General features: G+C 63.0%; 15 protein-coding genes, 1 pseudogene and 1 riboswitch. Of the genes and pseudogenes, 3 read left to right on the top strand and 13 right to left on the bottom strand.

The genetic code is table 11. The features are described 5' to 3' along the window. Positions 1-12: 12 nt before the first annotated feature. From AB0O81_RS04000 to AB0O81_RS03975, 6 genes are all read right to left on the bottom strand, one after another. Positions 13-1,488, bottom strand: coding sequence for an MFS transporter (locus AB0O81_RS04000; RefSeq protein WP_363581467.1), 1,476 nt, complete (start codon positions 1,486-1,488; stop codon positions 13-15). A gap of 141 nt (positions 1,489-1,629) precedes the next feature. Then, complete coding sequence (ribH, locus tag AB0O81_RS03995) at positions 1,630-2,115, bottom strand: 6,7-dimethyl-8-ribityllumazine synthase (protein ID WP_363581465.1); 486 nt, start codon at positions 2,113-2,115, stop codon at positions 1,630-1,632. Further along, entirely contained in the window at positions 2,112-3,389 is a 1,278-nt protein-coding gene (ribA, locus tag AB0O81_RS03990; RefSeq protein ID WP_363581463.1) for a GTP cyclohydrolase II, read from the bottom strand. The genes ribH and ribA overlap by 4 nt, the downstream gene beginning before the upstream one ends. After that, entirely contained in the window at positions 3,386-4,030 is a 645-nt protein-coding gene (locus AB0O81_RS03985; RefSeq protein ID WP_363581461.1) for a riboflavin synthase, read from the bottom strand. The genes ribA and AB0O81_RS03985 overlap by 4 nt, the downstream gene beginning before the upstream one ends. After that, entirely contained in the window at positions 4,030-5,055 is a 1,026-nt protein-coding gene (gene ribD / locus AB0O81_RS03980; protein ID WP_363581459.1) for a bifunctional diaminohydroxyphosphoribosylaminopyrimidine deaminase/5-amino-6-(5-phosphoribosylamino)uracil reductase RibD, read from the bottom strand. Before ribD ends, AB0O81_RS03985 begins: the two co-directional genes overlap by 1 nt. Before the next feature lie 60 nt (positions 5,056-5,115). Then, a riboswitch (FMN riboswitch) is annotated at positions 5,116-5,274 on the bottom strand. A 91-nt stretch (positions 5,275-5,365) separates the two neighbouring features. Beyond that, entirely contained in the window at positions 5,366-6,319 is a 954-nt protein-coding gene (locus AB0O81_RS03975; protein ID WP_363581457.1) for a sugar-binding domain-containing protein, read from the bottom strand. A 187-nt stretch (positions 6,320-6,506) separates the two neighbouring features. Between AB0O81_RS03975 and AB0O81_RS03970 the strand changes: the two genes are divergently transcribed. The 3 genes and pseudogenes from AB0O81_RS03970 (at position 6,507) to glpK (ending at position 10,493) form a co-directional block, all read left to right on the top strand. After that, on the top strand, positions 6,507-8,201 hold the full coding sequence (locus AB0O81_RS03970; protein WP_363581779.1) for a glycerol-3-phosphate dehydrogenase/oxidase: 1,695 nt from the start codon (positions 6,507-6,509) through the stop codon (positions 8,199-8,201). Between the two features lie 104 nt (positions 8,202-8,305). Continuing rightward, positions 8,306-8,903 (top strand): annotated as a pseudogene (locus AB0O81_RS03965) (MIP/aquaporin family protein). A 75-nt stretch (positions 8,904-8,978) separates the two neighbouring features. Further along, a complete protein-coding gene (gene glpK, locus AB0O81_RS03960; protein WP_363581455.1) occupies positions 8,979-10,493 on the top strand; it encodes a glycerol kinase GlpK in 1,515 nt (504 codons plus the stop codon). A 23-nt stretch (positions 10,494-10,516) separates the two neighbouring features. Here the strand turns inward: glpK and AB0O81_RS03955 are convergent, their stop codons facing one another. From AB0O81_RS03955 to sdhA, 7 genes are all read right to left on the bottom strand, one after another. After that, positions 10,517-11,389 carry a DNA-formamidopyrimidine glycosylase family protein gene (locus AB0O81_RS03955; protein WP_363581453.1) on the bottom strand — a complete coding sequence of 291 codons (873 nt, stop codon included), beginning with the start codon at positions 11,387-11,389 and terminating at the stop codon, positions 10,517-10,519. Positions 11,390-11,426: 37 nt separating this feature from the next. Then, entirely contained in the window at positions 11,427-11,990 is a 564-nt protein-coding gene (locus tag AB0O81_RS03950) for a GNAT family N-acetyltransferase (protein WP_363581451.1), read from the bottom strand. Between the two features lie 34 nt (positions 11,991-12,024). Continuing rightward, the gene (trpS, locus tag AB0O81_RS03945; RefSeq protein ID WP_363581449.1) at positions 12,025-13,029 is read right to left on the bottom strand and encodes a tryptophan--tRNA ligase; all 1,005 of its coding nucleotides are present in this window, start codon (positions 13,027-13,029) and stop codon (positions 12,025-12,027) included. 73 nt (positions 13,030-13,102) lie between these two features. Beyond that, positions 13,103-13,960, bottom strand: coding sequence for an exodeoxyribonuclease III (locus tag AB0O81_RS03940; RefSeq protein ID WP_363581447.1), 858 nt, complete (start codon positions 13,958-13,960; stop codon positions 13,103-13,105). A gap of 44 nt (positions 13,961-14,004) precedes the next feature. Further along, positions 14,005-15,246 carry a YihY/virulence factor BrkB family protein gene (locus AB0O81_RS03935; RefSeq protein WP_363581445.1) on the bottom strand — a complete coding sequence of 414 codons (1,242 nt, stop codon included), beginning with the start codon at positions 15,244-15,246 and terminating at the stop codon, positions 14,005-14,007. A gap of 67 nt (positions 15,247-15,313) precedes the next feature. After that, positions 15,314-16,102, bottom strand: coding sequence for a succinate dehydrogenase iron-sulfur subunit (locus tag AB0O81_RS03930; RefSeq protein ID WP_363581443.1), 789 nt, complete (start codon positions 16,100-16,102; stop codon positions 15,314-15,316). Further along, positions 16,102-17,907 carry a succinate dehydrogenase flavoprotein subunit gene (gene sdhA / locus AB0O81_RS03925; RefSeq protein ID WP_363581441.1) on the bottom strand — a complete coding sequence of 602 codons (1,806 nt, stop codon included), beginning with the start codon at positions 17,905-17,907 and terminating at the stop codon, positions 16,102-16,104. The genes AB0O81_RS03930 and sdhA overlap by 1 nt, the downstream gene beginning before the upstream one ends. Positions 17,908-17,936: the final 29 nt, after the last annotated feature.

Genomic DNA, 17,936 nt, shown 5'->3' with positions numbered 1-17,936 from the left:
GTCGGCCTCACTTCAGAGTGCGGCAGCTGCGTGAGCGCTATCGGTGGCGTCGTAGTCGACATCCTTCGTCTCGGGGGTGAAGATCAGTGCGACGAATGTCAACACACCCATTGCCGAGAGGTACAGACCGACGAGCCAAGGTGCGCCGCCCGCTGCCGCCCAGAGAGCGACGGCAACGATGGGAGCCAACGCTGCGCCGAGGATGGAGGCGAGATTGTATGAGATCGCTGAACCGGAGTACCGCACGTTGGTGGGAAACAGCTCAGGAAGAACCGCACCCATGGGGCCAAAGGTGGCACCCATCAACATGAACCCGAAGATCAGGAACGCCTGCACGAGCGCTCCGGTGAACTGGGGATCGGCGGTGGGGAGCAAGAAGATGTTGAACGTAAAGCCGAAGACGATGATCGCGCCAGTTACCCAGAGCAGAAGCTTGCGTCGGCCAATCGAGTCAGCGAGCGGTCCCGACAGCATTGTGAAGATGCCGAAGAACACGACGCCGAGAATCTGCATGATCACAAAGTCGGTGTAAGCGAAACCCAAGCCCGGGTAGAACTGGGCGGCGAACGACACCGGGTCGAACGGTGTTCCGGCGGCTTCGGCGGCGGCTTCTGCCGCGGCAGAAGCCGCCGAGAGGTCTGCTGATTTTGTGCCGTACGACAGCGTGAAGTTCGTCATCAGGTAGAACAGCACATAGGTGGCGAGCATGATGAATGTGCCGAGGATCAGGTGCCACCAGTGGCGTTTGACCACTGTACCCAGCGGGAACTTGCTGATCGCACCCTTCTCCTCAGCCTTTGTGTAGGACTCCGATTCGACCAGTCGCAGTCGCACCCAAAGACCGATGATGACCATCACGGCTGAGAACAGGAACGGCACCCGCCAGCCCCACGCGAGGAACTCCTCTGAACGCTGGCCGCCGCCCTCGGGATGGGGGAGAAGGAAGTTGATGGCGAGAAAGACCGAGTTGGCGATGATGAACCCCAGCGGGGCGCCCAGCTGTGGAAACGTGCCATACCAGGCGCGCTTCCCCGCGGGGGCATTCTCGGTCGCGACCAGCGCAGCTCCTGACCACTCCCCGCCGAGCGCGAACCCCTGAGCCAGACGAAGAATGAGCAGCATGAATGCGGCCCACCAGCCGATGTCGTTGAACGTGGGCAAAAGACCGATGAGGAACGTCGCGATGCCCATGGTGAGCAACGAGGCGACCAGGGTTGCTTTGCGTCCGAACCGGTCACCGAAGTGACCAAAGATCACGGCTCCCAACGGGCGCGCGATCATCGCTGCCCCGAACACGCCAAACGACGCCAGAAGCGAGGTGGTGTCGTTGCCGGTAGGGAAGAAGAGAATCGGAAAGACGAGCACGGCAGCCGTCGCGTAGACGTAGAAGTCGTAGAACTCGATCGTGGTGCCGATAAGGCTGGCCGCGATAACGCGCGAGCGGGGGTTTGCGGGGGCGGTCGCCGCAGCGGCGGAAGAAGAAGACATACCAATACCTGTCGAAGCGCAAAGCGATTGTTCCTATTGGAACAGGGAGGCGAGCGAGCGCTGACGCAGGGTGACGCGGCAGACGACTCTGCGTTGGGTCACCGTGAGCCCGGGATGGTGACCCAGGCACAAATATCTACTTTACCGCGCGCCGGCGCGAAGCTCGCGCAACAGCACAGCGGTGCGCACCGCAGCATCCGCCGCTTCGAACCCCTTGTCTTCGTTGGAACCAGCGAGACCCGCGCGGTCAATTCCCTGGGCTTCATCATCGAGAGTGAGCACCCCGAAGCCCACCGCCTTGCCAGCGTCAAGGGCAACGCGGGTGAGGCCGTCAGTCGCTGCAGCCGAGACGAACTCGAAGTGGGGAGTTCCGCCTCGGATGATCACGCCGAGGGCGACCACGGCATCGGCGCCAGCATCCAGTGCGGCTTTGGCGGCCACCGGAAGCTCGAATGAGCCCGGAACGCGAATCAGTTGCCACGTGGCGCCGTACTGCGCGAGGGCCCGTTCGGCCCCAGCGATCAGTCCGCCCGTGATGACGTCATGCCACGTGCCAGCGATAACCACGACATTCAGACCTGTCGCGTCGACGTGGCCTCCTGGCGCGGGTGCTCCGGTACCACTCATCGTTGGGCTCCTTCGTGCATTTTCGCGACCGCATCCGCCAGGTCGTCAGAGTTGATGATGTGCCCCATGCGGTCTCGCTTGGTGGCCATGTATTGGTGATTGTTCGGGCCGACTCCGACGAGAAGCGGAACTTGCTCGACGATGTCGAGACCGAAGTCGCGAAGCTGGGTCACCTTGTCAATGTTATTGGTGAGCAGTCGGATGCTGTCGATTCCAAGGTCAGCAAGAATTCCCGCCGCAGCGGCATAGTCGCGGGCGTCCGCCGGCAGTCCCAGCGCGAGGTTTGCGTCGACGGTGTCGAGGCCGCGCTCTTGCAGAGAATAGGCGCGAAGCTTGTTGATCAACCCGATGCCGCGGCCCTCGTGGCCGCGCATGTAGATCACGACGCCGCCCTGCGTGGCGATGGCGTCGAGCGCAGCATCCAGCTGCGGACCGCACTCGCATTTAAGTGAGTCAAACGCCTCACCCGTAAGGCACTCCGAGTGCACGCGCACGAGCGGCGGTTTTTCGCCGATGTCCCCCGACACAACGGCGACGTGGTCGGTGCCAGTCACGCGATCCTTGTACGCCAAGAACCGGAAGTTGCCGTGCGCCGTCGGCACATTTGCCTCGGCGCGAAGGCTGACCCGCCGACGATGGGCGGGCTGGACCGGGGCATCAAGAGGCTCGATCTCGTTCACGTACGCGATCAGCTGCTCGATGGTGATCACGTGAACGCCGTCGCGGGCCCCGAGGTCTAACAGGCCGGGCAAGCGCATCATCGATCCGTCCTCATCGACGACCTCGGCGATCGCGCCAACCGGCTGAAGACCCGCGAGGCGCATGAGCTCAACGGCAGCTTCGGTGTGCCCGCCGCGTTCGCGCACACCGCCGTCGACCGCGCGCAACGGCAGCACGTGACCGGGTCGGATGACGCTCGTCGGCACGGAATCTGGGTTGGCAAGCACATTGAGCGTGTGGGAGCGATCAGAAGCGCTGATGCCGGTCGTGACGCCCTCAGCGGCATCCACACTCACGGTGTAGGCGGTACCGCGGGCGTCTTCGTTTGTTTCAACCATGGGCGGCAGATTGAGGCGGTCCGCCCACTCTGCGGGCATCGGCGCGCAGATGAAGCCACTTGACCAGCGAACCGTCCACGCGATCCACTGGGGAGTCGCGAGCTCGGCCGAGATGATGACGTCTCCTTCGTTTTCACGGTTCTCATCATCGGCAACGATGACGGGGCGCCCGGCGGCGAGAGCTTCAAGTGCCTCGGGGATTGTGGAAAGGCTCATCGTGAGCCTCCTTCCGTGTTCGCGGCCGATGCCGCAGGAGAAAAAGCGAGCAGGCGCTGAACGTGACGCGCCAGAATGTCTGTCTCGAGGTTGACGCTTTCGCCCACCTGGCGACCCCCGAGTGTCGTGGCGGTCAGCGTCTCGGGAATCAATGAGACCTCAAACCACTGGGCGCTATCGGCCGGCTCGCTTACAGCGCTGACGGTCAGCGAGACGCCGTCGACGGCGATAGACCCCTTGTCGACGACCAAAGGGGCGAGTTCGGTGGTGAGCGAAATGCGAACGACTTGCCATTGCGCGCCGGGGCGTACTTCGAGGACTTCGCCGGTGCCGTCGATGTGCCCCTGAACGATGTGCCCGCCCAGACGTCCGTGTGCGGCGGTTGCGCGTTCGATGTTGACCGAGCGCCCCGCGGCGACGCCTGCGAGCGTCGACATATCCAGGGTCTGTTGCATCACGTCGGCGGTGAACCAGTCCTCGCCCTGCGCCACCACGGTGAGGCATACGCCGCTCACGGAGATCGAGTCGCCGTGCCCGGCGTCTGAGACCGCTTTTGGCGCCTGTACGGTCACCCGCACGCCGTCGCCCGAACGGGTGACGGCCGTGACCGACCCGATCTCTTCAACAATTCCGGTGAACATCAGTTCTCGCTTTCGCCGGTGGGGTTGGTGATGACCAGCAGATCATCACCAAGATGGTGAACGGCTGCGACGGTGAGCCGCCGCGCCTGTGAAATGGTGGCGACGCCGATGTCGCCGAGTGCGAGGCGGTCGCCGCCGATGAGCACCGGGGCAACGTAGGTCAGTATTTCGTCGGCGAGGCCGTCGCGCACGAAAGCGCTAGCGAGAGTCGGGCCTCCCTCGACGAATACCCGTTGAACGCCACGACGAGCGAGGTCGTCGAGCGCCTCAGCGAGGCCGCCGTCGTATTGCACGACTGAGCGTGGGTGCCGACGCACTGCTGCCGCGTCAGGAATGGCGCGTGAGCCGATCACCACCGGTAGCGGCTGCTGCGGGAACAGCTCCCCACTTTCGTTGCGTGCGGTGAGGGCGGGATCATCGGCGAGCACGGTACCGGTACCGGCGACGATCGCATCGGCCTGGGCCCGACGGCGGTGCACGTCGGCGCGCGCAGCAGGTCCGGTGATCCACTTGCTCGTGCCGTCGGTAGCCGCGGCACGCCCATCGAGGCTCTGTGCCCACTTGACGGTGACGTGTGGCCGACCCAGTCGCTGCACGGTAAGCCAGGACTCGAGCAGCTGCGCAGCATCCTCTTCCAAAACCCGCGCGTCAACGTCGATGCCGGCGTCGCGAAGGCGTTGCGCACCGCCCGCGGAGTCTTCGCCAGGGTCTGCGACGGCATAGACGACGCGCGCGATGCCTGCGGCGATAAGGGCCTCAGAGCAGGGTCCGGTGCGGCCCGTGTGGTTGCAGGGCTCGAGGGTCACGATCGCCGTCGCGCCGCGTGCGGCATCTGGTGTGAGCTTCGAGAGGGCGTCAACCTCGGCGTGTGGGGTGCCAATGCCACGATGCCAGCCGTCAGCGAGAATCTCACCGCTTGCCGAGAGGATGACAGCGCCGACCTGCGGGTTCACTCCGCGCGGGCCGTTGGGGGCAACAGACAGCGCGTGACGCATTGCGCCTCGCTCGATGTCGGTGACCGCCATCTTGTTCGTCCTCACCCTCGGTTCTCCGGGGTTGCAAACGCAACGGTGCAGGCCACACCGCCATGCTTCCTCTCATCCGGACTAGCGACGATTGCTCGTCACATCACCGTCGGTTCTGGAATTTCACCAGATCAACCTCAGCGGCATCCAAAAGATGCTGGTGCTTTGGTTCGCGGACTGTCACCGCCGGTTCGGATTCTCACCGACCCCGGAGCATGTTAATGCTCACGAGTCTACCTAACGTCACGTCAAAGCTTTCATTCCCGGTCGATGGCTTCGGGTTGCCTGTCGCAATGCGTGCCACTGCAGGTTAGTGCGCAGTGCCACGCACGAGCGTGGCCGCCGTGGGTTCGTCGATGACCAGGTCAGTCACGGCGCCGGTGCGCAGAGCGGCGCGCAGCGGCACGACCTTGGCGTCACCCGAGACGACGCAGACGCGTCGATCAATCGCCTGCAGTTGCCGTGGGGTAGGGCCCGTCGCGCGTTTGTTGATAGCGATGTCTTCCCAAGACCCGTCCTCGCGCAAGAAGACAGTGCAGACGTCGCCGACGACCCCATCGGCGGCGAGCGCGAGTTGGTCGGTTGGCTCGAGGTATCCCGAGATGTAGACCCGAGAGGGCACAGGGGCTGCCAGTGCGCCAACGCCGAAGACGGCGATATCGGCTCGCGCTTGCACGCGCAGCACATGTTGCACGCTTCGTTCGCGCCACATCAAATCTCGGGTCTCAGCCAGATCGAAAAAGGCAGGTACGGGAAAGTGCTGTGGGCTCGCCTCGAATGCTTGCGCGAACTGGGTGACGAGCTCTGATCCGTGCGCAAGCCCCGAGGTCGATGTGTTGGTCGCTCCGTTGAGTTGGACGACCGTCGCTTCGCGAAGGGGGGTGTGGGCGAGGTGGGCCGACACTGCAGCCACTGTCGTGCCCCACGCGAGCCCGAGCGTCATGCCGTGGGTGAACCAGCTTTGCGTCAGCTGGGCGGCGTAGCGGGCGACATTGTCGAGGCGAGTGTCTGCGGTAAGAGCGGTGCGGACCGGTACGACGTGCGCACGTACGCGGAACAGCGATGCCACCTGGCTGGCAACGGCCCCGCCACTGCCTGTCGGACGCACCTGCACCTGCACCACACCGCGGTCTCGTGCGAGCTTGAGCAGCCTGCTCACGCCGGAGCGCGAGATGCCGAGGTGTCGGCCAATCGACTCCATCGTCTCGTCTTGCAGGTAGTACAGCGTCGCTGCCTCGTGCATCATTTCGTCACGATCGTCCACTCGAGCTCCTCGCATGTTGCACGTTTGTGCACCAGTCTTGCGCATACGTGCCGTCGCACGCAAAGTAGAGATCGGGTCACAAATTGAGACCCGGACCCGCCGCCTTGGTAGGGGTCGAGGAATACCCGCAGGAGGAACTGTGACGAACGCGATCACCGATCAGACCCGAGCCGAGGCTCTTGCCGCAATGAGCGACGATGAAGGCCTGGACATCTTGGTCATCGGTGGTGGTGTCACGGGTGCCGGTGTCGCGCTCGATGCTGCGACGCGCGGGTTGCGTACGGGCATCATCGAGGCGCAGGACTGGGCAAGCGGAACGTCTAGCCGCTCGAGCAAGCTCGTACACGGTGGATTGCGCTACCTGCAGATGCTCGATTTCTCCCTTGTTCATGAGGCGCTGACTGAACGCGATCTGCTTATCAAAGAGATCGCACCACACCTCGTCGAGCGTGTTCCGTTCCTTTACCCGGTAGTAAAACACTGGGAGCGACCTGTTGTGGGCGCCGGAATCGCGCTCTACGACGCGCTCGCGACGATCGGCAGTCGCAAGGGGCGCGCCATGCCTTTCCACAAGCACCTGTCCAAAAAGGCGTTGCATCGTGCGTTCCCCGATTTGAGCGCTGACTCCGCCCTCGGGGCGATCCAGTATTGGGATGCCTCGGTTGATGACGCCCGCCTCGTGCTCACTCTCGTGCGCACGGCCGTCGATTACGGCGCACTGGCCGCGCCGCGTACTCAGCTGATCGAATTGACCAAGTCCGACGCGGGCCACGTCAATGGTGCAGTCGTTCTGGATCTCGAGACCGGCACCGAGCACACCATCAAAGCTGCCCGAGTGATCAACGCCACCGGAGTTTGGACGGAGGACACCGAGGCGCTCGCCGGCACCGAGGGGGGACTCAAGGTGCTCGCTTCCAAGGGGATTCATATCGTTGTGCCACGCGAGCGGATCCGCGGCACGGTAGGGCTCATCCTGCAGACGGAGAAGTCGGTGCTGTTCGTCATTCCGTGGTCACGGTACTGGGTGATCGGCACCACAGACACGCCATACGAGCGTGACCCAGTGCACCCCGTCGCTACGGCCTCCGACATCGAATACGTCATCGACCATGCGAACGCCGTGCTGGCAGAACCCATTTCGCGTGACGACGTGATCGGCACGTGGGCGGGGCTTCGTCCGTTGCTGCAGCCGGGCACCAAAGAAGGAACCTCATCGGCGAAGGTGTCGAGGGAGCACACCGTCGCCTCGCCGACACCCGGGCTCGTCGTGATCGCCGGTGGCAAGCTGACAACCTACCGGGTGATGGCGAAAGACGCGGTTGATTTCGCCCTGGGCAACCGCGCGACATCGCTGCCTTCGATTACCGATCGCATTCCCTTGTTAGGAGCTGTCGGGCTGGATGCGATGAGACGTCAGGCACCTCGGCTCAAAGAGCGATTCGGATGGTCTTCGGTGATGATCCACCACCTGCTACACCGCTATGGGTCGGGCATACGCGACCTGATCGACGCGATCGAGTTGAAGCCCGACTTGGCCGCTCCTCTTGAGCATGCGCCCGCATACCTGCGAGCCGAGATCCATTTCGCGGCGACGCACGAGCAAGTGCTCCATTTGGAAGACGTGATGCTCCATCGCACTCGTCTTACCTACGAAGTAGCCGACTCAGGTCGTGCGGCTGTGGACGAGATTGCCGCGATCGTTGGCGAGGTCGCCGGCTGGGACGCGGCGAAGATCGCTGCCGAGAAGGCATCGTACTTCGCTCGCTGCGACGCGACCGATGCCGCTGCGCTGACAACGACCGATGCCGATGCCGAACGCGCGCGCCAAGCTGCCGAAGACATCGCGCCTCTCCAACCGCTGGAGGCTCAGCTGCACAACTGACCCGCATGGTGCGGTGAAGCGGTTGCCCTCAAACAGCGCGATCCGCATTCTTCCCGTGGCGGCGCATCCGCGTCCCCTCACAACGAAGTGAAGAGAGATTCTCTATGAACACAATTTTCTGGTCGGAGTTCGTCGGAACGGCGTTGCTCATCCTGCTCGGTGGAGGCGTCGTCGCCAACGTCGTCCTGAAGAGCACGAAGGGCTTCGGCGGCGGATGGCTGCTGATAAATTTCGGTTGGGGTCTCGGTGTGTTCGTCGGCGTGTATGCGGCGTTCAAATCCGGGGCGCATATTAACCCCGCAGTCACAGTGGGGCTCTGGGCCAGCGGCAATGACTTCTTCGCCGGAAACCCTGAGCTTGGGCTCGCAGCGATTCCTGCCACACCCCTGAACGCGCTCATCTACATCGTGGCGCAGGTGCTCGGCGCGATGGCGGGGGCGATTCTGGTCTATCTCGTTTACAAGCAGCACTTCGATGCCGAAGACGATGCAGGGGCGAAACTCGCGGTATTCTCCACCGGTCCTGCCATCCGATCGTACGGCTGGAACCTCCTCACCGAGATCGTCGCGACCTTCGTGCTCGTGTTCACCGTCATTGCTTTCGGTAGGTACCTCAGACTGGGGCTATTCGTGGGTGCCGATCGTCGGTCCCCTCGTGGGAGGCGTGATCGGCGGCATCGCCGGTGCGGCTCTCGTCGCCTGATCTGTCAATCTGAGCTCACAACTGCTTCATTCGCACACACACTCCACACCACACAACGCAGTGAAAGGAAACATCGTGGCCGACTACGTACTCTCCATCGACCAGGGAACGACCAGCTCCCGCGCGATCATCTTCGACAAGACCGGGAACATCGTCGCTTCCGGGCAGAAAGAGCACGAGCAGATTTTTCCCAGAGCAGGCTGGGTTGAGCACGACCCTGCCGAGATCTGGACCAACGTCCGAGACGTGGTCGGTTCTGCTCTCGGAAAGGCCAGTCTGCAGGCGAACGATATCGCCGCGGTCGGTATTACCAATCAGCGCGAGACTGCGGTGGTGTGGGATAAGAACACCGGCAAGGCGGTCTACAACGCCATCGTCTGGCAAGACACTCGCACGCAGAAGATCTGCGATCGCCTCGGGGGCGATGAGGGCGCCGACAAGTACAAGGCAAAGGTCGGTCTGCCACTGGCGACGTACTTCGCGGGCCCGAAGGTGACCTGGATCCTCGAGAACGTAGACGGGGCGAAGGAGTCAGCCGAAGCCGGCGACCTGCTCATGGGCACGATCGACACGTGGGTGTTGTGGAACATGACGGGCGGCACGGAAGGCGGAGTGCACATCACCGATGTCACGAACGCGTCGCGCACTTTGCTGATGAACCTCGACACGCTCACCTGGAACGAGGATATCGCCGCTGACATGGGAATTCCGCTGTCGATGCTTCCCGAGATCCGGTCGTCGTCCGAGGTCTATGGCGAGGGTCGCCCGAAGGGAATGCTGCCGAAGGTGCCGATCGCGGGCATCCTCGGCGACCAGCAGGCTGCCACGTTCGGGCAGGCTTGTTTCGAAGTTGGCATGGCCAAGAACACGTACGGCACCGGCAACTTCATGTTGCTCAACACCGGCACCGAGATCGTGCCGAGCGAGAACGGTCTGCTCACAACTGTTTGCTACAAGATCGGCGACCAGCCCGCGGTGTACGCACTCGAGGGGTCAATCGCGGTCTCGGGATCTCTCGTGCAGTGGCTGCGTGACAACCTCAAAGTGATCTCTGCCGCGCCCGAAATCGAGAAGCTCGCCGCGACGGTCGAAGACAACGGCGGGGCGTACTTCGTGCCGGCGTTCTCTGGACTGTTCGCACCGCACTGGCGCAGCGATGCTCGCGGCGCGCTTGTCGGCCTCACCCGCTTCGTCAACATCGGTCACATCGCTCGTGCCGCCCTCGAAGCCACAGCCTTTCAATCAGCCGAAGTGCTTGAGGCAATGAATGCCGACTCCGGGGTGAACCTCACCGAACTCAAGGTAGACGGTGGCATGGTCGCAAATGACGTGCTCATGCAGTTTCAGGCAGACCTTCTCGGCGTCGATGTTGTGCGCCCGAAGGTCGCCGAGACCACGGCGCTGGGCGCCGCCTACGCCGCCGGTATCGCGGTCGGCTTCTGGCAGGGCGAGCAGGATGTCATCGACAACTGGGTCGAAGACAAGCGCTGGACTCCGTCGATGGACGACGCCGAGCGGGGACGACTGCTTCGCAACTGGAAGAAGGCCGTCACCAAGACGCTCGACTGGGTTGACGACGATGTCGAGTAGCCCGACTCGTGCGCGGCGCTCCGCTACTTGAGCAGACGCGAAAGCCGGCGGTCAGCGAGCAGCTTGCCGCCGGTCTGGCACGTGGCGCAGTACTCCAACGAGTTGTCGGCAAAGAAGACGCTCCGCACGGTGTCACCACACTCGGGACAGGGTTGGCCACGCCGCCCGTGAACGCGCATTCCCCGCCGCTTCGCGTCTTTGAGGTCGGCGGGAGGCTTGGTGGATGCTGCCGTGACGGCCTCGGCGAGGGTGGCCGTCATCGCGGCGAACAAACGGTCAATCTCGTCGTCGCTGAGGTTGGCGGCAAGCGCGTACGGTGACATCTTCGCCATGTGCAGAACCTCGTCTGAATAGGCGTTGCCGATCCCCGCGATGATCGATTGATCGCGCAGCACGCCTTTGATCTGCGTGCGGCGGCCCGCCACGATCCCCGCGAGCGTGGCGCGGGTGAAACGCGCATCGAGCGGGTCGGGGCCCAACCGCTCGATGCCGGCAACATCAGCGGGACTGCGCGCGACATAGAACGCCAGGGATTTCTTGGTGCCGGCTTCTGTGAGGTCAAAGCCTGAGCCGTCAGAGAGTGCGATGCGCACCGCAATCGGCGTTTTTCCGGGACGGATGACCGTTTGGGGGAGCGTGTCGTACCAGCGCAACCAGCCGGCCTTGGCGAGGTGGAAGATGAAGTGCGGCGCAGCATCCGGAGTCTGCGTGTGCACGTCGACGAACTTGCCGTGACGCTCAACGCCCGAAACGGTGGAATCGACGAGAGTCTCGATCGGTGGATCAAAAGTCTTGAGCGCGGCGATGTTCGCCACCGATACCTTTGCTACGGTCTCACCGACAATGCGGCTCTGCAGAAAAGTAACGAGCCCCTGAACTTCCGGCATCTCCGGCATGTGCCCAGTTTGGCACGCTGATGCAGCGGATGGGCGGTTAGTCCGTGAGGATCGGCCATGCTTTCGGCGTGCGATCATCGCTCGACAACAATCCCGCGATCCAGCCATCATCGCGACCCCGCGGGCTCGCGAGGGCTTGGCGCAGCATCCCCTCGAACTGAAAACCCAGTCCTCGTGCCGTTTTCGCCGAGGCGACGTTGCCGACCACCGCGCGCCATTCGATGCGCTTGAGGCTGACGGTTTCTGAGAAGCCGAAGTCGATGACTGCGCGCGCGGCCTCGGTGAGAATACCCTTGCCCCGCGACGACTCCGTCATCCAGAACCCGATCTCGCCAGACCCCGCTCGCACCATGCGATACATGCCGATCACACCCGCCAGAGCGCCCTCATGGTGGATAGCCCAGGTGTATTCAGTGTCGGCGAGCCACCACTCCGCGGACTTGGCGACGAAATCTTCCGCGTCGGTGCGAGCGTACGGATTGGGCACAGGCGTCCAGCGCGGAATCTCAGGGTCTTGGCAGGCCTCGTAGATCGCCTCGATATCGGCGTCGGTTGGTGCGGCAAGTGTGAGGCGCGGGGTGCGCAGCACGACGGGTGTCATCCGAACACTTTACGCGAGCAGGGGAGTGACGCCGCTACTTGCGGCGGAGCAGGCCGACTTTGTCGTAGACGTCGCCAAGCGTCTTGTTTGCGACGGTCTCGGCCTTAGTGGCGTTGTGCGCAAGCACGCGGTCAAGTTCTGCTGGGTCATCGAGCAACTCGAGGGCCCTCTCGCGTACGGGGCCGAACTCGTTCACCACGACCTCAGCGAGGCCCTTCTTGAAATCGCCGTAGCCGCGACCGGCGTATTCGTCTTCGATCGCAGGGATTTGGCGACCTGAAAGCGCTGCATAGATGACGAGCAGGTTCGACACACCGGGCTTGTTCTCTCGGTCGTAGCGCACCGAACCCTCACTGTCGGTGACGGCGCGCATGACCTTCTTCGCGCTCTTCGCCGGGTCATCGAGCAACCAGAGCACACCGGCGTCGGACTCAGCAGACTTCGACATTTTGGCCGTGGGGTTCTGCAGGTCGTAAATTCGTGCGGTGTCTTGCTGGATCACGGGCGTCGGCACGCGGAACGTCTGGCCATAGCGGCTGTTGAAGCGCTCGGCGATGTCGCGCGTGAGCTCAACGTGCTGCTTCTGATCGTCACCGACCGGCACCAGGTCCGTTTGGTAGAGCAAGATGTCGGCCGCCATCAGCACGGGGTAGGTGAATAGACCCACTGACGTGACATCGCTGCCGTAGCGCGACGACTTGTCTTTGAACTGTGTCATGCGACCGGCTTCGCCGAACCCCGTCACGGTGGAGAGCACCCACGCAAGCTCTGCGTGCGCGGAAACGTGCGACTGCACGTAGAGGGTCGATTTCGACGGCTCGATGCCGGCAGCAATGTACTGGGCAGCCGTGCGACGCGTCTTCTCGCGAAGCTCGGCCGGATCGTTGGGCGTGGTGAGGGCGTGCAGATCAACGACCGAGAAGAACGCGTCGTATGACTGCTGCATATCGCGCCACTGCATGAGCGCCCCGATGTAGTTGCCAACCTGCAAAGAGTCGGCCGAGGGCTGCATTCCGGAATAGAGGCGCGGTTTGTTCACCCGTCAATCTTACGGGCGCTGGATGCTGCGCCCGCACGAGCCGAAGGGCGCGAGAGAGCCGCTGGGCTGGCTGTCAGCCAGCGGATGTGCCGAGTGCGTAGTCGACGATCACTGGCGAGTGGTCGCTCCAGCGGGTGTCCCAGGAATCAGCCCGGACGACGGTGTAGTTCGAGGCGCGCTCTGCTAGCGGCGCTGTCGCGAACTGGTAGTCGATGCGCCAGCCGGTGTCGTTGTCGAACGCTCGACCGCGCATCGACCAGAACGTGTACGGGCCATCAGTCTCGCCGTGGTGGCGTCGGCCGATGTCGACCCAGCCCATACCCATGCCGTCTGACCCATCGGCGCCGGTGACCGGTGCACCAGACTCGCCTAACAGTCGATCGAGGTAGGCGCGCTCACGCGGGAGAAAGCCGGCCTTTTTGCTGTTCGCTTTCCAATTTCGAATGTCGAGTTCGCGATGTCCGACGTTGATATCACCGGTGACGACCGTGAGGGGTGTTTCGGTTGCAAGCTGTAGCATTCGCTCTTGCATAGCGTCGAGGAAGCCCCACTTGGCGTCTTGCTTGGCTGTGCCCACCTCGCCGCTGTGCACGTAGGCGCTGACGACGGTGAGCGTCTCGCCGTCGATGTTGAACGAGGCCTCAATCCAACGGCCTGTCGCGTCGACGGGGTCGGGAGCCAGTATCTTTCTCACGCTGGCGGCAGGCAGACGCGATGCAATTGCGACGCCCGCGCGACCCTTGGCGAGCGCTTCGTCGTTCACGATTTCCCAACCAGGCAGCGCCAGTCGCAACTCAGACTCTGGTGCTCGAACCTCCTGCAGGGTGAGAATGTGGACGTCAGCGGTTTCAAGCCATTCGAGCATGCCCTTTCGCACGGCGGCGCGAACACCATTGACGTTGACTGAGGCAATACGAACACGGCGAGACACGACCGCTAGCCTAACCGCCGGCACCGACACCCGACGATGTGTCGCTACTCGAACAGGCTGCCGGGCTTTCCCGCGGGAGGAGGAGCGGAAGCTTCGACTTCGGCGAGCTCTCTGCGCGCAGCGCGGATCGCGCGCTCGGCAGACGACCTGCGGTACCACGGTGCCGAATCACGGGCACTCGCCGCGGTGCGCACGCGCACATGAGCGGCGAGCAGGAGCGCTTCGTGCTCGGCACGCGCGCGGTCTTCAGCGGTCTGTGGAATGAGCTCGACGTTTCGATCAGCCGTGGCCACAGCGACCCACGATGCTGCCACGAGAATGACGATGCCGTTGAGTCGGAACCACAGCAGCAGTCCGATGAAGATCGCGAAGGTTGCCAGCAGCGGATTTGACGGCGTGTAGCCGAGGAGCAGACCGGCACCGAGCAGAAGCACCGTCAGGGCCGCACCGCCGACCAGCGCGCCCGGCCAGGCTCTGCGCCAGCGCAGGCTAGTGCCCGTGAGGTACTTGAACATGGCAGCGAGAGCGGTCGAGTTGATAGCGAAGGAGACCAGCGCCGCGGCGACGCGTGCGATGCCGTTGTACAGCGGCGAGTTCGTACTCCAATCAGCCATCGAGAATACGAGGCCGAGCCCCCAGGTCGCAGCCTGGCTGGCGATCGCGCCAGCGACGAGCGCAGCTCCGAAGACCACTGCGCCCACGAGGTCGCGAGCCTTGAGAACGAAGTAGTTTCGGCGATCTGGAACAAGGCCGAAGATGTCACGCACTGCTCGCCGTGAGAAAGTGACCCAGCCGATCGCGGTCCAGATCACAGTGCCCAGAGCGATCAAACCGGTGATGCCGAGCACACCCGCGGTTTGTGCTGCAATCTCTTGCACTTGATCGGGGGTCACGATGCCGCCCGTGGGAGCGATGAGCCCCGGAATGTAGCCGTTGATCAAGTCGATCATGGCTTGCACCGACTCGGGGCTGCCGCCAAGCCAGATTCCAGCAATGGCGAACGCGACGTAGATCGCTGCGAAGATTGCGAACAGTGCCTGGTAACTCACGCCAGCGGCGAGAAGAAAGCCGTTTCGCTGCAGAAAATGGCGCCACACGCGCACCGGGAACCATCCGAGCGTCTGTTGCGTCAGCCGGGTGGCTCGCGAGATCGGCTCGTCGAACCTGACTCGCAGCGAGGCTTGAGTTGCCTCCCACCTTGCGCGCAGGGTCTCTTCTTCGCGTGCGGCCTCTTCAGCGATCGACTGTTTGGCGACATGGTCGTCGGCAGTCACGTTTTCTCTCACCACGTCAGAGTACCGAGCGATCGACGTCGGCGCGGTACAAGTACCGCGCAGCCACAGGCGATAGTGCTCAGGCCTTGCCGCGGAGCACGGCTTGCTTGACCTCAGCGATGGCCTTCGTAACCTCGATGCCACGCGGGCATGCCTCGGTGCAGTTGAAGGTCGTGCGACAGCGCCACACGCCCTCTTTGTCGTTGAGGATGTCAAGACGCACGTCGCCAGCATCGTCGCGCGAGTCGAAGATGAAACGGTGCGCGTTCACGATTGCCGCGGGGCCGAAGTACTGACCGTCAGTCCAGAACACCGGGCACGACGAGGTGCATGCGGCGCAGAGGATGCACTTGGTGGTGTCGTCGAAGATCTCTCGATCAGCGATCGTCTGCACGCGCTCCTTGCCCTTTTCAGGCGTGGAGTTTGCGATCAAGAACGGCTGCACCTCACGGAATGACGCAAAGAACGGCTCCATGTCGACGACGAGGTCCTTCTCCAGCGGCAGGCCTTTGATGGCCTCCACATAGATCGGCTTCGAGATGTCGAGGTCTTTGATCAGTGTCTTGCAGGCGAGGCGGTTGCGACCGTTGATCCGCATGGCGTCAGAGCCGCAGATGCCGTGCGCGCACGAGCGACGGAACGTGAGCGAGCCGTCAACTTCCCACTTGATCTTGTGTAAGGCGTCAAGCACGCGGTCGGTGGCGTAAAGCTCGACGTCGTAGTCAACCCAGCGCGGCTCTTCGTCAATCTCGGGGTCGAAGCGACGAATGATGAAGGTGATCAGAAACGATTGGATGCCGGTATCTGCCGGAGTCTCAGACTCCTGCGCCGAAGATTCGGGCGCATCGACTGCCACGAGCGACGCCATCAGTACTTCCTCTCCATCGGCTGGTAGCGGGTCACCACGACGGGTTTCCAGTCCAAGCGAATGTGGTCTTCGGGGTGCGATGACTGCGCATCGCCCGACAGGTACGCCATCGTGTGCTGCATGTAATTCTCGTCGTCACGCTTGGGGTAGTCATCGCGCATGTGTCCGCCGCGGCTTTCCTTGCGGTTTCGGGCGGTCACACAGACAACCTCGGCGATGTCGAGCAGGAACCCGAGCTCAACCGCTTCGAGCAGGTCGGTGTTGAATCGCTTGCCCTTGTCATCGACATGGATGTTCTTGAAGCGCTCGCGCAATTCTTGAATCACCGTCATCACTTCGCCGAGCGACTCGTCGGTGCGGAAAACCTGAGCTTTGCGATCCATCTCGTCTTGCAACGTCTTGCGAAGCACGGCGATGCGCTCGGTGCCTTGGTTGTTGCGCAATCCCTCGATAAGAGTGCGCACCTCTTTCGCGGGGTCTTCGGGCAGATCGACGAACTCTGCCGTTTGGACGTACTCCACAGCGTTCTTGCCCGCGCGCTTGCCGAACACGTTGATGTCGAGCAGCGAGTTGGTGCCGAGACGGTTGGAGCCGTGCACTGAGACGCACGCGCACTCGCCCGCGGCGTAGAGGCCCGGAACGATGGTGGTGTTGTTGCTGAGCACCTGGGCGTCGTTGTTCGTCGGGATGCCGCCCATCGCGTAGTGCGCGGTGGGCATAACAGGCACCGGCTCGACGACAGGGTCAACGCCAAGATAGGTGCGCGCAAACTCGGTGATGTCGGGCAGCTTCGTTTCAAGCACCTCGGCACCAAGGTGGGTGCAGTCGAGGAAGACGTAGTCCTTGTGCGGACCGCCGCCACGGCCCTCAGCGACCTCTTGAACCATGCAGCGGCTGACGATGTCGCGAGGTGCGAGGTCTTTGATCGTGGGGGCGTAGCGCTCCATGAAGCGCTCACCTGAGGCGTTGCGCAAAATAGCACCTTCGCCTCGGGCGCCTTCGGTCAACAGGATGCCGAGACCGGCGAGACCGGTTGGGTGGAACTGGAAGAACTCCATGTCTTCCAGCGGCAAACCCTTGCGCCAGAGAATGCCGACGCCGTCGCCCGTCAGGGTGTGGGCGTTGGAGGTGGTCTTGAAGATCTTGCCGAAACCGCCCGTAGCGAAGATGATCGCCTTCGACTGGAAGACGTGCAGTTCGCCGGTGGCAAGCTCGTAGGCGACGACTCCCGCGACCTCTTTCGAGCCATCTTCTTTTTCCACGGTAAGCACGTCGAGCACGTAGAACTCGTTGAAGAAGTTGATACCGAGCTTCACGCAGTTCTGGAACAGCGTCTGCAAAATCATGTGGCCCGTGCGGTCGGCGGCGTAGCATGCGCGACGAACCGGGGTCTTGCCATGATCTGCGGTGTGACCGCCGAAGCGGCGCTGGTCGATCTTTCCCTCGGGCGTGCGGTTGAATGGCAGGCCCATGTTCTCGAGGTCGATGACCGCGTCGATCGCCTCTTTCGCGAGGATTTCAGCAGCATCCTGGTCGACGAGGTAATCGCCGCCCTTGACGGTGTCGAACGTGTGCCACTCCCACGAGTCTTCTTCAACGTTGGCAAGCGCCGCGGCCATGCCGCCCTGCGCCGCGCCCGTGTGCGAGCGAGTGGGGTACAGCTTGCTGATGACAGCAGTCTTCGCGCCGGGGCCAGCTTCGATGGCTGCGCGCATGCCAGCACCGCCGGCACCCACGATCACGATGTCGAACTGGTGGTAGTGGACGCCGTCTTTGACGTAGCTGTCGATAGTTTCGGTAGTCACTCTTGGCGCTCTCGGTTTCTTATATCTCG

This window comes from Microbacterium sp. NPDC076911, assembly GCF_040687125.1.
In the GTDB taxonomy this organism is placed as follows: Bacteria; Actinomycetota; Actinomycetes; order Actinomycetales; family Microbacteriaceae; genus Microbacterium.
This window is presented reverse-complemented; position numbering and strand designations above follow the sequence as displayed.